This window comes from Streptomyces sp. NPDC001890 (assembly GCF_042891445.1).
Classification (GTDB): domain Bacteria; phylum Actinomycetota; class Actinomycetes; order Streptomycetales; family Streptomycetaceae; genus Streptomyces.
The window spans coordinates 399,918-413,703 of the sequence record NZ_JBIATE010000001.1 but is presented as its reverse complement, the minus strand read 5'-3'; the positions used below and the strand labels follow the sequence as shown (position 1 = coordinate 413,703).

Sequence of the window (13,786 nt, the reverse complement as noted above, 5' to 3'; positions counted from 1 at the left end):
ACCGCGGTGACGGGTGAGCGCGAGGCGGCGGTGTCGGATGACTGAACTGGCCCTGCGCGCGCTGCGCAAGACGTACACCGGGCGGGGCCGGGCGGCCGTCGAGGCCGTCCGGTCCATCGACGTCGAGCTGCGCTCCGGCGAGCTGCTGGGGCTGCTCGGCCCGTCCGGCTGCGGCAAGTCCACGACCCTGCGGATGATCGCCGGCCTGGAGACGGTCACCGGCGGCGACATCCTGATCGGCGGCTCGTCGGTGGTCGCGCTCCCGGCCCGGCAGCGCAACATCGGGGTGGCGTTCGAGAACTACGCGCTGTACCCGCCGCTGACGGTCGCGGAGAACCTCGGTTTCGGGCTCGCCGCCCGGGGCGGCTGCGGGCGGGCCGAGATCCGCCGCCGGGTCGCCGAGATGGCCGAACGCATCGGGATCACCGAGCTCCTGGACGCCCGTCCGGCCGGGCTCTCCAGCGGCCAGAAGCAGCGGGTCGCACTGGCCCGCGCACTGATCCGGGTCCCCGACGTCCTCCTCCTGGACGAGCCGCTCTCCCACCTCGACGCCGCCCAACGCGACACCACCCGGCGGGAGTTGAAACGCATCCAGCGCGACAGCGGCCACACCGCGATCCTGGTCACGCACGACCAGGAGGAGGCGCTGTCGCTCGCCGACCGGATCGCGGTGATGCGGGACGGCGAGATCCAGCAGCTCGGCACCCCCGAGGAGATCTACGACGCCCCGGCGAACGTGTTCGTCGCCGACTTCGTCGGGGAACCGGCCGTCAATCTGCTGCCGGGCACGGCCGACGGATCGGGCGGGGTGCGCCTCTCGGACTCCGTGCGCGTCCCCGTACCGCACCGGATCGCGGCGGGACGCGCGGTGGTGCTCGGCATCCGCCCGGAGGATGTGCGCCTGGACGACACTGGTGCACGGGCCCGGGTCGCCGCCCATGAGCCCCTGCTGGAATCCGGCGTCGCCACGCTCTCGCTCGACGGGGTGGCGGAGCCACTGGTCGTCGTGACCGGTCCGGAGGTACGGCTCGACCGGGACGACACCGTACGCATCACCGCTGATCCCCGGCACGTCCATGTCTTCGACGCCCAGACAGGAGACGCTCTGCGATGACCCTCCCCGAGTCTGCGATGCCCCGCCCCGGGACCGTCCGCCCCGGGACCGCCCGCCCCGCCACGAGGATTCTGCTCGCCGGTGACCACTTCGTCCGCAACTCGCTGCTCGCCGAGGCCCTGAACCACGCGTTCGGGGCGTTCGGCGCGGAGCCGCAGCTCGGCGAGCTCACCCTGCCCTGGCCGCTCGAACCCTTCGGCAAGGTCGCCGAGGTCGACGAGGCGAGCGACGCCGAGGACGCGCTGATCGCCGCCCTGGACGGGGTGGAGGTGTGCGTCACCCAGATGGGCCCGTTCACCGAGCGGGTGCTGGCCGCCGCCCCCGATCTCCGGCTGATCGTGGTCTGCCGGGGCGGCCCGGTCAATGTGAACGCGGCCGCGGCACGCGCCCGGGGTGTGCGGGTGTGCTTCGCGCCGGGGCGCAACGCGGCGGCGACCGCCGAGTTCACCGTCGGGCTGATCCTCTCCGCCCTGCGCCGTATCCCCGAGGCGCACCGCTCCCTCGCCGCCGACGGCCGCTGGGACGCCTCCCACTACACGTACGAGAACTGCGGCCTGGAGCTGGAGGACACCCCGGTCGGCCTGATCGGCTACGGCGCGGTGGGCAGCCGGGTGGCGCGGGTGCTGTGCGCGTTCGGCGCCGAGGTCGAGGTGTACGACCCGTATGTGCGCGGCGACGTCCACGGCATGCGGGCCGGCTCGCTGGAGGCGCTGCTCGCCCGCTCGCGCGTGCTGACCCTGCACGCCCGGCTCACTCCGGAGTCCCGGCATCTCATCGGCGCCCGCGAGCTGGCCCTGCTGCCGCGCGGCGCGGTGCTGGTGAACGCGGCCCGGGGCGGGCTGCTGGACACGGACGCGCTGTGCGACGCCCTGGACTCGGGGCAGTTGCGGGCGGCGGCGCTCGACACGTACGAGCAGGAGCCGCCCCCGCCCGGCTCGCGGCTCTTCCGTACCCCGCACCTTCTGATGACCCCGCATGTGGCGGGTGCCAGCCGGGCCGTCGCGCAGAAGGCGGCCCGGATCGCGGCGGCCGAGGTGACGCGCTACGTACGGGGCGAACCGCTCGCCCACGCGCTGTGAGGGGAACCGTGACGATGACCGGAACGACGACCGGGACCACGCCCGGCACGACGAGATACATCGGCATCGACGTCGGCACGTCCGTGGTGAAGGCCGCCGCCTTCGACCCGGACGGCCGCACGCTGGCCGTCGAGTCCCGCCCGGTGGGGCTCGCGATCCACGACGGGTCCGTGGAGCAGGACATGGACGAGGTGTACGGCGCGGTCCGCGAGGTGCTGGCCGCGCTGGGCTCCGACGGGGTGGCGTTCGCCGGACTCACCGGCCAGGGCGACGGTGTCTGGCTGGTCGACGCGGCGGGCAGGCCGGTCCGCAAAGCGATCTCCTGGATGGACGGCCGGGCCCATGAACTGGTCGACTCCTGGCTGGCGTCCGGCGTCTTCGAGACGGTCTACCGGCGTACCGGCAGCGCGATGTTCCCGGGCTGTCCGGGCCCGGTGCTGGCCTGGCTCGACCGGCACGAGCCGGCCGCGCTCGACGCCGCGACGACCGCCCTGTACTGCAAGGACATGGTGTTCCAGCGGCTGACGGGGGTCCGGGCCACGGACGTCTCCGACGCGTCGATGCCCTTCCTGGACCCGGTGACCCGTGCGTACGCCCCGGATGTCGTGGCCGCCCTCGGCCTCACCCACCGGGCCCCGCTCCTCGCCCCGGTCAGCGACCCGGTGGCCACCGCCGAACTGCCCTCCGGGTTACGGGTCTCCAACGGCCCGTACGACCTGCCGGCCAGCGCCCTCGGCGCGGGCGTCACCCGTCCCGGCGACGGGCTGCTGATCGTCGGCACCTGTCTGGCCGCGCTGGTGGCCACGGAGCGGCTCGACCTGGACGGCGAACCGGCCGGGCTGCACATCTCCACCGACCGCCCCGGCCACTGGCTGCGCGCCATGCCCGCGATGGTCGGCACGGCGGCCCTGGACTGGGTCCTGACCACCACCGGCGTACGCCACACGGAGGTCGACGCACTGCTCGCCGCCACCCCGCCCGGCGCGAACGGGGTCCGGGTCCTGCCCTACTTCGCCCCGTCCGGCGAACGCGCCCCGTTCGTCGAGCCCCGGCTGCGCGCCGAGTTCACCGGCGTGTCCCTGGAGACGACCCCCGCCGATCTGATCCGTGCCGTCTGCGAGGGCATCGGCTTCGCCGCCCGGCACTGCCTGGAGGCCGCGGGGCTCACCGGCACCCTCGCCCTGTGCGGCGGCGGCACCCGCTCCCCCGCGTGGATGCGGCTGTTCGCCGAGGTACTGGGCCGGCCGGTCCGGATCGTGGAGGGCGAGGTCGGTGCGCGCGGCGCGGTGCTCGCGGCGGCGCGGCGGTTCGGCGCGGAGCTGGACACGGCCGCGTGGACGGCCCCGACGGCGGTCGTCGAGCCGGACCCGGCGCACGCGGCGTACTACGCGAAGGAGTACGAGGACCACCTGAACCGGCTCGCTCAGGCCCGCACGCGCGCCCGCACCTGATCGGCGTCACCGTGCCGCGGCCGATCGGCGTCGCCGTGCCCGCGGCCGATCAGCTCAGGGCCCGGCCGAAGGTGGCGGTCGCGAGCACGGTGCCGTGTGCGTCGGTCAGGCGTAGGCCGGTGACCGGCGCCGTGCCCGCCGGGACGGGCCCGCCCCAGGAGCCGTAGCCCTCGGCGTCGAGCGTGAAGGATCCGGCCTTGGCGGTGGTGCCGTCGGCGCGCTGGACCAGGCAGTGGACGGTGCCGGAGTGCCCGTCGGCGTCCACTGCCATGTACAGCCAGGGCGAGGCCCCGGCGTAGAGGTAGACCTGCCCGAACGAATCATTGCCGTGGGTGAGTCGGGCGGTGAGCAGCTGCGGCTGCACGGGGGAGGCGATGGGCGCGACCGGGGCCGGAGTGCCGGTGTACGCGCCGAGCACCCAGCCGCCGCCGCCGAGCGCCAGGCCCGCTGCCGCCGCCGCGGCGGCGAGGGCGATCCGCCGCCACCGCGGGTGCCGGACGGCCGGCCGCCGTGCCGGGGCGAGCCCGAGCCGCTCGATCACCCGGTCCTCGAACCCGGCCGGCGGTTCGCTGCCCGGGACGAGGTCCAGCAGCGCGTCCGAGGCGGCGGCCAGCTCGTGGACGTGTTCGCGGCAGGCGGCGCAGTCCTCCAGGTGTCCCATCGCCCCGGCCCGCTCCCTGGCGGGCAGCACACCGAGCGCCAGCTCCGCGCCGATCTCCCGGAGCTGCTCGCAGCTCAGCCCGCCGTTGCCGGTCATGGTTCCACCTGCCTGGCCGCGAGGGACGCCCGGAGCTTGCCCATGGCCGCCCTGATCCGGGTCTTGGCGGTACCGAGCGGTATCCGCTCGAAGTCGGCGACCTGCTGGGCCGTCATCCCGTAGATGCCGGCCATCACCAGGGCACGGGCCTGTTCCCGTGGCAGCTTGCCGACCGCTCGGCGCAGGTCCGCCGCGGCTTCGGCGGACAGTGCGTGCCGCTCCGGGGTGTCGGCGATGGTCTCCATCATGTTCTCCAGATCCGCGGGGTCGACCGGGGTGGCCTTGCGGGCACGTACCGCGTCGATCGCGAGGTTGTGCGCGATGGCGGACAGCCAGGTGGGCACCGATCCCCGGCGCGGGTCGTAGACCTGGGCGTGCCGGCAGGCGCGCTCGAAGGTCTGCTGGGCGATGTCCTCGGCGAGCTGGATGTCGCCCACCACGGCGAGGGCCACGCCGAAGACCCGACGCTGGAACCGCCGTACGAAGGCCACGGCGATCTCGGGATCGCCGGTCATGAGCCCGGCCAGCAGCGCTTCGTCGGGCACCCGCTCCAGGGGGATGCCAATCCTGCGCATACTCCTTACGTAACACGCGCCCGCGCGGATTTCCTGCTGCGGGCGCCCCCGGGACCTCTCGTTCGGACGGGGCGGGCAGGGCAAGCCGGGCAGGGCAGGGCCGGGCAAGCCGGACCGGGCAGGGCAGGGCCGGCCGATCATGAACCCTCGGCCCGGCGGTGCCGTAGGTAATGAAGGCGCGCCCTACCGACGCACGGCGGCGCACGCCGCCTTCGACCCTTGGAGTCGTGATGACGTCCCGCACGACACACATGGCATGGCTCGGGACCGGGGCGATCTGCGCCCTGGCGAGCGCGGTGCTCCATCTCCTGCTGGTCCCCTCGCATCTGACGGAGATGCCGTACATCGGCGTCCTGTTCCTGATCGGCGGCGTGGCGCTGCTCGCCGTCGCCGCGGGTCTCCTCGGCCGGCAACGGCCGCTCGGCGCTTGGCTGATCGGGGCCGTCATCAGCATCGGGATGATCGTGGGTTTCCTGCTGTCGCGGACCGTCGGACTGCCTGGCTACCGCGAGACCGGCTGGGAACCGCCGTACGGCATCCTGTGCCTGCTCTCGGAAGTCGTCTTCGTACTTGCCTTCCTGGCGTGGCTGAAGGCGGGCGGCGCGGGCGGCGCCGCGGGCGGCGGAACAGGAAATCTCCGGGACCGGCAATCCCGCGAGCGCACCGGCGCGTATTGCGTCCAGAAGCCTCCGAGGAGGGAAGCCCATGGCGATCTTCAAGCATCTGATCCCCGCCAAGCATCGTGACGAGAAGAGGAACATGACATCGGGGCACGACGACCGCGACGAAGGGCACAGTCGCCACCGTCGCCACCATGGTCGCCGTCACACCCACCACGGTCACTACTGGTGACCATCACCCGGTACGGCTGAGCGGGCCCCTGTTCCTGGTCCGCTCAGCCGTCGGTCCATGAGGAACGCGTCGATGAGGCGTGTCTCGCACCATTTCGTGCGGCGGCTGCTGTCGGTGGCGGACGATCCCGACGCGGTCGTCGCCGCCGCGCCCGCGGTCGCCCCGCGCGAGGTGTTCCGGCGCTTCTGGCCGTACACGCGCGGCGGCCGGCACCGGCTCGTTCCGATCCTCGCCCTCAGCCTGATCGGCCCCGTCGTCGACGCGGCCGAGATCTGGCTCTTCAAGATCGTGGTGGACGACGTCCTCGTCCCGCGCGATCTGCGCCCCTTCGCCTGGATCGCACCGGCGTACGCGGCGCTCATCCTCTGCTCCGGCGCACTGGAGTTCAGCGACGACGTGCTGTCCACCTGGGTGAGCGAGCGCTTCCTGCTGGCTCTCCGTTCGGATGTGTTCCGGCACGTCCAGGGTCTCTCGCTCGGCTTCTTCGAGCGGCGCCGGCTGGGGGACTTGCTGTCGCGCATCACGGGCGACGTCGACGCGGTCGAGACGTTCCTCCTCTCGGGGGTGGCGGACGGCCTGTACTTCGTGATCCGGCTGGGTGTCTTCCTGGGGCTGCTGTTCTACCTGCGATGGGACCTGACCCTGCTGGCGCTCGTCGTCGTGCCGCTCTTCTGGTACGCGGCCCGGCACTTCTCCCGGCTGGTCAAGGCCGCGTCGCGGGAGCGGCGGCGGCGCAGCGGTTCGATCAGCGCGATCGCCGAGGAGTCGCTCGGCAATGTCGCGCTGGTGCAGGCGTACAACCGGCAGGGGACGGAGGAGCGCCGGTTCGAGCGCGAGAGCGTGGGCAAGTTCCGTGCGGCGATGGCCTCGGCGCGCATCCGTGCCGTGTACGGCCCGGTCGTCGAGGTCATCGAGCTGGCCGGTGCGCTGGCCGTCATGGGCCTGGGCACCTGGAAGCTGGCGCAGGGGCAGCTCACCCTGGGCGGGCTGCTGGTCTTCCTGGCACTGCTGGGCAACCTGTACGGCCCGATCCGCGATCTGTCCCGTCTCGCCGGTACGTTCTACGCGGCATCCGCCTCCGCCGAGCGGATCATCGAGCTGCTCGACCAGCGCCCCCAGGTGGTCGAGGCCGCCGGAGCCCGGCGTATCGGGCGCGCCCGGGGCGAGGTGGAGTTCCGCGGCGTCTCCTTCCGTTACCCGGGTACGTCCCGGTGGGCGCTGGCGGACGTGTCGTTCCATGTGGCACCCGGCACGACGCTGGCGCTGGTCGGCGCGAGCGGCGCCGGCAAGTCCACGGCCGGGAAACTGCAACTGCGCTTCTACGACCCGGACCGGGGCGCGATCCTGCTCGACGGCAGGGACCTCAGGGAGCTGCTCCTGTCCGAGCTGCGGGAGAACGTCGCGGTGGTGCTTCAGGAGACGCTCGTCCTGCACGGCACGGTGCGGGAGAACATCGCGTACGGCCGCCCGGACGCGTCGGAGGCGGACGTCGTCGCGGCGGCCCGTGCCGCCGACGCCGACGGCTTCATCCGGCAGCTCCCCGAGGGCTACGACACCGTGGTGGGCCAACGCGGCCGGACGCTCTCCGGCGGGCAGGCCCAGCGCCTCGCGATCGCCCGCGCGATGATCAGGGACGCGCCCGTACTGCTCCTGGACGAGCCGACCACCGGGCTGGACGCCGGGTCGGGCCGCCGGATCATGGAACCGCTGCGCCGGCTCATGGCGGGGCGCACCACCGTCGTCATCTCGCACAATCTGCTGACCGTCCGCGACGCCACGTCCACGGTGGTGCTGGACCACGGCCGGGTCGTCGAACGCGGCACGCACGAGGAGCTGCTGCTGCGCGACGGCACCTATGCCCGGCTGCACCGGCTGAGTGCGGGGACCGGCCCGCCACCACCGCTGCGGAAGGTCCTGTCATGAGCCCCCGCACCGCCCCGCCGCCTGCCCCGCCGCTCGCCCCCGGGACGAGACCCGCGCCGGGGTGCGAGGTCGACGACGCGCCCGACGCGGGCAGCGCGAGCGACACGGGCGACGACCCGTGCGACGGGCCCGTCCGGTACCCGCAGCTGGAGGAGACCGCTGCGCCGGTCGGCTCCCGGCGACGCCTCCCCCGCGACCTGGCCGCGGCCATCGACGCCTGCCTGCGCCCCGACCCGGCCGCCAGGCCCACGGTCCCCGAACCCGCCGAGGCCCTGGGCGGGGTTCCGCCCCGGCAGGCACGCCACCGACCAGGAGAGACGTCCTAGGTCGAAGGACTGATCACCTTCCGCTCTTCCTGCTGTTAGCCTGCTCTTGCATATAGGTTGCAATAACAACAGCACAGCATCTGGAGGGTTCGACCACATGGCCACGTACACGCTCCCGGAACTCCCGTACGACTACGCGGCGCTCGAACCGGTCATCAATCCGCAGATCATCGAGCTCCACCACGACAAGCACCACGCCGCCTACGTGAAGGGCGCGAACGACACCCTGGAGCAGCTGGCGGAGGCGCGCGACAAGGAGGCCTGGGGTGCGATCAACGGGCTCCAGAAGAACCTCGCGTTCCACCTCTCCGGCCACATCCTGCACTCGATCTACTGGCACAACATGACCGGCGACGGCGGCGGCGAGCCGCTCGCGGCGGACGGTGTCGGTGACCTGGCGGACGCGATCACCGAGTCGTTCGGCTCGTTCGCCGGTTTCAAGGCCCAACTGACGAAGGCCGCGGCCACCACGCAGGGATCCGGCTGGGGCGTCCTGGCGTACGAGCCGGTCAGCGACAAGCTGATCGTCGAGCAGGTCTACGACCACCAAGGCAATGTCGGCCAGGGCTCCGTCCCGGTCCTGGTCTTCGACGCCTGGGAGCACGCCTTCTACCTCCAGTACAAGAACCAGAAGGTCGACTTCATCGAGGCGATGTGGGCCGTCGTCAACTGGCAGGACGTGGCGAAGCGTTACGCGGCCGCCAAGGAGCGCGCCGACGTACTGCTGCTCGCCCCCTGACCGGGAGGCACGAGTACGTCCTGCCTCGTGATCGTCTTCTCAACCTTCACCGGGCAGGCGGATGAAGGGAGGGCCCTCGCCTGGACGTGACAGGTGAGGGCCCTTCTGTCATGTCCGAGGGCCCAGGGGGCACAGGGGGTCTCGTCCCGACGTGACAGATGAGGGACGTGACAGATGAGGGCCCTGCCGGCACGTCCAAAAACTCAGGGGGTCGCACCGCGCCCCAGCAGCGTGCTCAGCACCTGCTCGGCGTGGGTCCAGAGCACCGCCCCGCCCACCTCCGGCACCAGGTGCCGGACCGCGCCCGGGATGCGCGAGGCCAGCCGGACCCCCTGGTCCGGCGAGTGACCGGTGTCCTTCTCCCCGTACCAGAGGTCGACGGGTACGGAGATGTCCGACAGCCCGATGCCCCAGCGCCCCATGGCGAGGACGGTATCCCGCGCGTAACCGCCCGGCCCCTGCGCGAAGGCCTCGTCGAGGGCGCGCCGGTAGGCCGCGGCGAACGCGGGCTGTCGGTAGACATCGAGGTCGCACTCCGGGCTGCCGGACATGACCATGTCCCACATCCCCTGCGGGGTGAACCCGGCGAAGACCTGCTCGGCGGCGGCCGGATCGGACACGGCCAGGCCGACGAGCCCCCGCAACTCCTCCGGAAGCGCGTCGGCGAAGCCCGGTTCCGCGACCTCGTCCGCACCGGAGACCACCGCGAGCGCCCGGACCGCCCCGGCGGCGGCGCACGCCAGCGCGAACGGCGCCCCCTGCGAATTGCCGACCATCAGGGGCCGCCCCAGGCCGCGCAGACCGGCGAACGCCCGGATGTCGTCGACGAAGTCACCGAACGTACGCCCCGGCGCGGGCGAGGAGACTCCCAGACCGGGGCGGTCGACGGAGATCAGCCGCACCCCGAGCCCGTCCAGCACACCGGCACCGAAGCCGAGATGCCGGCTGGTGGCCGCCCCGGGCGAGAACAGCACCGGCACCCCGTCCCCCGGCCCCCACTCGGCCCAGCCCAGCAACCGCCCTCCCGGAAGCTTCTCCGTACCGATACGAACCGGGTCACTCATACGCAAACTCATACGCCCGATCATGTCCGGGTCCGCTGCCCCCGTCGAACACTTTTCCCGCCGACGCGATCTTCTGCCGTGCCGCGGGCGGGGAGGCAGGTCAGCCGGGCAGCGGGCCGCCGAGGTTCGGCATGGGGACGACCTTGCCGGGGTCCGGGGCCTTCGCGCGCACCGGCTTCCCGTGGTCCGCCAGATTCATCGTCGCCTTGACGCCCGCCGCCCCCATGGGCCAGTCGAGCCGGGTACGCACGAGCTGCCCCTTCCGGTCGATCCAGACATCCGCGTAGACGGTGATCCCGCCGATCTGCTCCCGCGCGGAGTCGATCTTGGCCCGCATGTCCTTCGCCATCCGCAGCGTGACCGTCTCGTCGGCGAGCACCCCCCGGTAGTGGACCGCGGGCGTACCGTTCACCGTCTCCTCGCCGACCCGCGAGATCCGACGCATCTGTGCCACCTGGCGCAAGACGTGCTCGGGGTCGTTCATCGGTGCCCGCAACGCATAGTGGGCCTCGGCCTCGTCCCGGCGAATCGATCCCCAGGAGCCCGCCAACTCGGCGAAGCCGCCCACGTAGACCGTGCCGTCGGCGAAGATCTCGTCCATGCGGGGCGAGGTCTTCCCGGGCACCGCCGGATTGCGGAGGGAGACCGCGAGGCGACCTGCGGCATCCGCCCAGTCGAAGTCGCCCTTGACCGAGACGACGTACTCGGTGGTGCCGTCCCCTATCTCGATCCGCTCGTCGATCCGGGCACTGGTCTTCTTCGTCGCGGCCACCGCGGCCCGCACCGCAGCCCCGTGGTCCGCCGCCGAGCGGGACGCGGAGGCATTCCCGGACTTCTCCGCCCCTCGCGCCGATCCCGAACCCGAGCCCGAATCCGAGCCCCCGGAACATCCGGCACACAACAGCGCCGCAGCGACAACGAGCGGGACGAGGGGGCGCTGCATGGTCTCTCCACGGGGTGCTGGCCGGGTGCGGAGGCATCACCGACGCGTCGAACGCGCGATCGTATCAACGCGGTTCCGGGGCCTGCCCGGTGACCAGCGCCATCATCAGCCCGTCGTACCCCTTGCTCCCGACGGTCTGCAGCGCGGTCGCGGTCAACGTCGGCTCGGCGGCGACGAGTTCGGTGAACCGGCGCACGCCCTGCACCTTCGGGTCGTCGCTGTCGCCGTCCACCACCTCTCCGTCGCGTACGACGTTGTCGGCGACGATCAGGCTGCCGGGCCGGGTCAGCTTCAGGGACCAGGCCAGGTAGTCGGGGTTGCTCGGCTTGTCGGCGTCGATGAACACGACGTCGAACGGCCCGTACCCCTGCGCCGCGAGCTCCGGCAGCGTGTCGAGGGCGCGGCCGACCCTGATCTCGACGACGTCCGCGAGCCCGGCCCGCTCGATGTTGGCCCGCGCGACCTCCGCGTACGCCGGATCGGCCTCCAGCGTCACGACCTTGCCGCCCTCCGGCAGCGCGCGGGCCAGCCAGATGGTGCTGTAGCCGCCCAGGGTGCCGATCTCCAGCACGGTGCGCGCCCCCTGGAGCCTGGCCAGCAGGTTCAGCAGCTTGCCCTGGTTGGCGGCGACCTGGATCGCCGGGAGTCCGGCCCCGTCACTGGCCTCCACGGCCGCGTCCAGGGCTTCGTCCGGACCCACCAGCAGACCGTTGAAGTAGTCGTCGACCTCGGTCCATTGCGCCAGCGTCACGGCGTACCCCTCTCCCGCTTTTGTTAGTTCCTAAAAGGAACTTACATCATGCGAGGTGGATGCGATGATGTGCCCCATGAGCCCAGTCCCCGCTGACCCCACCGTCCTGCACCCGATGCCCGGCCAGCCCCGCGTCGTACTGCTGAAGCCCCTGGTGAAGTCCGAACTGATCGAGGTCGGGGACTTCTCGTACTACGACGACCCGGACGACGCGACCGGGTTCGAGACCCGCAACGTGCTGTACCACTACGGCCCGGAGAAGCTCGTCATCGGCAAGTTCTGCGCGCTCGGGACCGGTACGCGGTTCATCATGAACGGCGCCAACCACCGGATGGACGGCCCGTCCACGTTCCCGTTCCCCTCCATGGGCGGTTCCTGGACCGACCACTTCGATCTGCTGACCGGGCTGCCGGGCCGGGGCGACACGGTCGTCGGCAACGACGTCTGGTTCGGCTACGGCTCCATGGTGATGCCGGGCGTACGGATCGGGCACGGCGCGATCATCGGCGCCGGCTCCGTCGTCACCTCCGACGTACCCGACTACGGCATCGTCGGCGGCAACCCCGCCCGCCTCATCCGCACCCGCTACGACGAGGAGACCGTCGCCCGGCTCCTCGCCGTCGCCTGGTGGGACTGGCCCACCGACCACCTCACCCGCCACATCCGCACCATCATGTCCGGCAGCGTCGACGACCTCGAAGCGGCCGCCCCGGAGGGGACACCATGACGATCACCGTCCGCGAGCTGGCGTACTACCCCGTCAAGGGCTGCGCCGGGACCACGGTCGACTCCGCGCAGGTCTTCGGCACCGGCCTCGAACACGACCGCACGTTCATGGTGGTGGACGCCGCCGACGGCGCCTTCCGCAGCCAGCGCACGCACCCCGCGATGGCCGCGATCGGGGTGGAAGTCCTGGACGGCGGAGCGGCGTTGGCCCTGACCGCCGAGGGTGTCGAGCCGTTGCGCCTGGACATCGACCGGGACGGCGCGCGCCGTGACGTCAGCATGTTCGACCGGCCGCTCGGCGTGGCCGCCGACCAGGGCGACGAGGTCGCGGAGTGGTTCTCCGACGCGCTCGTCGCGAAGTCCCGCCTGGTACGGGTGGTTCCCGGCTTCGACCGGGACGGCTGGGGCGACACCCCCGGCAAGGTCAACTTCGCGGACGCGCACGCGGTGCTGGTCGCCTCGACGGCCTCCCTGGACGACCTCAACGCCCGCATCACCGCCCGGGGCGACGCCGAGCCCGTCCCCATGAACCGCTTCCGCCCCAACATCGTCCTGACCGGCGACGACGAACCCCACTTCGAGGACCGGGTCCGCCGGATGACCATCGGCTCCGTCGAACTCGCCCACTCGGTACGGGCGACACGGTGCGCCGTCCCGATGGTCGACCAGGCCACCGGCCACCGTGCGGGCCCGGAGCCGATCCGGACCCTGTCGACGTACCGGCGCGAACCGGAGTACGGCAACAGGGTCAGCTTCGGCGCGAAGAACGCGGTGGTGTGCGAGGGCGTACTGAGCGTCGGGGACGTGGTCGAGGTCGTGGAGTGGCTCGGCGCGTGAAGGCGAGGGAACGAGGGCTGTCCCGCGGACAGCCCTTGTTCCCTTGTGGGTTACAGCGGATTCAGCCTCCTCGTGACGAGGTGAGCGGGCCACACGCCCCGGCGGACCGAGGGACGAGAAAACCCAAACGGCGATTTTCGGCACGTCTCTGTGACCAACCGGGATATCAGGCCGTTTGGGTGACCTCTCCGAGCAGCAACATCCCCTCGCAAGGTTCGAGGTAAGGGGACAGGAAAATGGCTGACTGGAAGAACGTCTCCGGTGGTCTCACTTCGATCTCGGTCGGGTCCAGGACTCATGTCTGGGGCGTGAACTCCCTGGGCCAGATGTACCGCTACACCGGCCACGACTCCAACCCGTGGGTAGGCATCCCCGGCAAGGCCGTCGACATCGGCGTCGCAGCCGACGGCACCGTATGGCACGTCAACTCAGCAGGCGGCATCTACCGCTACACCGGAGACCAGGGCTCCACCGACTGGGTCTCCGTCCCGGGCGGCCTGACCCGCATCTCCGTCGGATCCAGAACCCACGTCTGGGGCGTGAACTCCCTCGGCCAGATGTACCGCTACACCGGCCACGACTCCAACCCGTGGGTAGGCATCCCCGGCAAGGCCGTCGACATCGGCGTCGCAGCCGACGGCACCGTATG

At 71.9% G+C, this 13,786-nt stretch carries 15 protein-coding genes; 10 read left to right on the top strand and 5 right to left on the bottom strand.

Annotated features, from left to right (window positions below):
- Nucleotides 1-37: 37 nt before the first annotated feature.
- From ACFYY1_RS01760 to ACFYY1_RS01750, 3 genes are read left to right on the top strand one after another with little or no spacing between them, the layout of a single operon-like run.
- Nucleotides 38-1,114: an ABC transporter ATP-binding protein gene (locus tag ACFYY1_RS01760; RefSeq protein WP_388579458.1), complete on the top strand. Its 1,077-nt coding sequence runs from the start codon at nucleotides 38-40 to the stop codon at nucleotides 1,112-1,114.
- Nucleotides 1,115-1,131: 17 nt separating this feature from the next.
- On the top strand, nucleotides 1,132-2,193 hold the full coding sequence (locus ACFYY1_RS01755) for an NAD(P)-dependent oxidoreductase (protein WP_388581417.1): 1,062 nt from the start codon (nucleotides 1,132-1,134) through the stop codon (nucleotides 2,191-2,193).
- 14 nt (nucleotides 2,194-2,207) lie between these two features.
- Nucleotides 2,208-3,644: an FGGY family carbohydrate kinase gene (locus ACFYY1_RS01750; protein WP_388579456.1), complete on the top strand. Its 1,437-nt coding sequence runs from the start codon at nucleotides 2,208-2,210 to the stop codon at nucleotides 3,642-3,644.
- 49 nt (nucleotides 3,645-3,693) lie between these two features.
- On the opposite strand, the gene ACFYY1_RS01745 is transcribed toward ACFYY1_RS01750, so the two are convergent.
- Both ACFYY1_RS01745 and ACFYY1_RS01740 read right to left on the bottom strand, forming a co-directional pair.
- Nucleotides 3,694-4,401, bottom strand: coding sequence for a hypothetical protein (locus ACFYY1_RS01745; RefSeq protein ID WP_388579453.1), 708 nt, complete (start codon nucleotides 4,399-4,401; stop codon nucleotides 3,694-3,696).
- Entirely contained in the window at nucleotides 4,398-4,976 is a 579-nt protein-coding gene (locus tag ACFYY1_RS01740; protein ID WP_376631366.1) for an RNA polymerase sigma factor, read from the bottom strand. The genes ACFYY1_RS01745 and ACFYY1_RS01740 overlap by 4 nt, the downstream gene beginning before the upstream one ends.
- A 230-nt stretch (nucleotides 4,977-5,206) precedes the next feature.
- On the opposite strand from ACFYY1_RS01740, the gene ACFYY1_RS01735 reads away from it, so the two are divergent.
- From ACFYY1_RS01735 to ACFYY1_RS01720, 4 genes are all read left to right on the top strand, one after another.
- Nucleotides 5,207-5,722, top strand: coding sequence for a hypothetical protein (locus ACFYY1_RS01735; protein WP_388579450.1), 516 nt, complete (start codon nucleotides 5,207-5,209; stop codon nucleotides 5,720-5,722).
- 178 nt (nucleotides 5,723-5,900) lie between these two features.
- The gene (locus ACFYY1_RS01730) at nucleotides 5,901-7,751 is read left to right on the top strand and encodes an ABC transporter ATP-binding protein (protein ID WP_388579447.1); all 1,851 of its coding nucleotides are present in this window, start codon (nucleotides 5,901-5,903) and stop codon (nucleotides 7,749-7,751) included.
- A complete protein-coding gene (locus ACFYY1_RS01725) occupies nucleotides 7,748-8,077 on the top strand; it encodes a hypothetical protein (RefSeq protein WP_388579444.1) in 330 nt (109 codons plus the stop codon). Before ACFYY1_RS01730 ends, ACFYY1_RS01725 begins: the two co-directional genes overlap by 4 nt.
- Before the next feature lie 97 nt (nucleotides 8,078-8,174).
- Nucleotides 8,175-8,816 carry a superoxide dismutase gene (locus tag ACFYY1_RS01720; RefSeq protein ID WP_266733010.1) on the top strand — a complete coding sequence of 214 codons (642 nt, stop codon included), beginning with the start codon at nucleotides 8,175-8,177 and terminating at the stop codon, nucleotides 8,814-8,816.
- A gap of 203 nt (nucleotides 8,817-9,019) precedes the next feature.
- On the opposite strand, the gene ACFYY1_RS01715 is transcribed toward ACFYY1_RS01720, so the two are convergent.
- The 3 genes from ACFYY1_RS01715 to ACFYY1_RS01705 all read right to left on the bottom strand — a co-directional run bounded on the left by ACFYY1_RS01715 (nucleotide 9,020) and on the right by ACFYY1_RS01705 (nucleotide 11,574).
- Complete coding sequence (locus tag ACFYY1_RS01715) at nucleotides 9,020-9,880, bottom strand: alpha/beta fold hydrolase (protein ID WP_388579441.1); 861 nt, start codon at nucleotides 9,878-9,880, stop codon at nucleotides 9,020-9,022.
- 100 nt (nucleotides 9,881-9,980) lie between these two features.
- Nucleotides 9,981-10,823, bottom strand: coding sequence for a hypothetical protein (locus ACFYY1_RS01710; RefSeq protein ID WP_388579439.1), 843 nt, complete (start codon nucleotides 10,821-10,823; stop codon nucleotides 9,981-9,983).
- Nucleotides 10,824-10,887: 64 nt separating this feature from the next.
- A complete protein-coding gene (locus tag ACFYY1_RS01705; protein ID WP_388579436.1) occupies nucleotides 10,888-11,574 on the bottom strand; it encodes an O-methyltransferase in 687 nt (228 codons plus the stop codon).
- A 76-nt stretch (nucleotides 11,575-11,650) separates the two neighbouring features.
- Here ACFYY1_RS01705 and ACFYY1_RS01700 point away from each other — a divergent pair, with 76 nt between their 5' ends.
- The 3 genes from ACFYY1_RS01700 to ACFYY1_RS01690 all read left to right on the top strand — a co-directional run.
- Nucleotides 11,651-12,301: a CatB-related O-acetyltransferase gene (locus ACFYY1_RS01700; protein WP_388579434.1), complete on the top strand. Its 651-nt coding sequence runs from the start codon at nucleotides 11,651-11,653 to the stop codon at nucleotides 12,299-12,301.
- Nucleotides 12,298-13,137 carry an MOSC domain-containing protein gene (locus tag ACFYY1_RS01695; protein WP_388579432.1) on the top strand — a complete coding sequence of 280 codons (840 nt, stop codon included), beginning with the start codon at nucleotides 12,298-12,300 and terminating at the stop codon, nucleotides 13,135-13,137. The genes ACFYY1_RS01700 and ACFYY1_RS01695 overlap by 4 nt, the downstream gene beginning before the upstream one ends.
- Before the next feature lie 236 nt (nucleotides 13,138-13,373).
- On the top strand, nucleotides 13,374-13,786 hold a 413-nt coding region (locus ACFYY1_RS01690; protein ID WP_388579429.1), incomplete at its 3' end, for a tectonin domain-containing protein.

Bases quoted from the DNA above. Each gene is read 5' to 3' on its own strand.
- ACFYY1_RS01760 (WP_388579458.1), top strand. From the start codon at position 38: ATGACTGAACTGGCCCTGCGCGCGCTGCGCAAGACGTACACCGGGCGG.
- ACFYY1_RS01755 (WP_388581417.1), top strand. From the start codon at position 1,132: ATGCCCCGCCCCGGGACCGTCCGCCCCGGGACCGCCCGCCCCGCCACG.
- ACFYY1_RS01750 (WP_388579456.1), top strand. From the start codon at position 2,208: ATGACCGGAACGACGACCGGGACCACGCCCGGCACGACGAGATACATC.
- ACFYY1_RS01745 (WP_388579453.1), bottom strand. From the start codon at position 4,401: ATGACCGGCAACGGCGGGCTGAGCTGCGAGCAGCTCCGGGAGATCGGC.
- ACFYY1_RS01740 (WP_376631366.1), bottom strand. From the start codon at position 4,976: ATGCGCAGGATTGGCATCCCCCTGGAGCGGGTGCCCGACGAAGCGCTG.
- ACFYY1_RS01735 (WP_388579450.1), top strand. From the start codon at position 5,207: ATGACGTCCCGCACGACACACATGGCATGGCTCGGGACCGGGGCGATC.
- ACFYY1_RS01730 (WP_388579447.1), top strand. From the start codon at position 5,901: ATGAGGCGTGTCTCGCACCATTTCGTGCGGCGGCTGCTGTCGGTGGCG.
- ACFYY1_RS01725 (WP_388579444.1), top strand. From the start codon at position 7,748: ATGAGCCCCCGCACCGCCCCGCCGCCTGCCCCGCCGCTCGCCCCCGGG.
- ACFYY1_RS01720 (WP_266733010.1), top strand. From the start codon at position 8,175: ATGGCCACGTACACGCTCCCGGAACTCCCGTACGACTACGCGGCGCTC.
- ACFYY1_RS01715 (WP_388579441.1), bottom strand. From the start codon at position 9,880: ATGAGTGACCCGGTTCGTATCGGTACGGAGAAGCTTCCGGGAGGGCGG.
- ACFYY1_RS01710 (WP_388579439.1), bottom strand. From the start codon at position 10,823: ATGCAGCGCCCCCTCGTCCCGCTCGTTGTCGCTGCGGCGCTGTTGTGT.
- ACFYY1_RS01700 (WP_388579434.1), top strand. From the start codon at position 11,651: ATGAGCCCAGTCCCCGCTGACCCCACCGTCCTGCACCCGATGCCCGGC.
- ACFYY1_RS01695 (WP_388579432.1), top strand. From the start codon at position 12,298: ATGACGATCACCGTCCGCGAGCTGGCGTACTACCCCGTCAAGGGCTGC.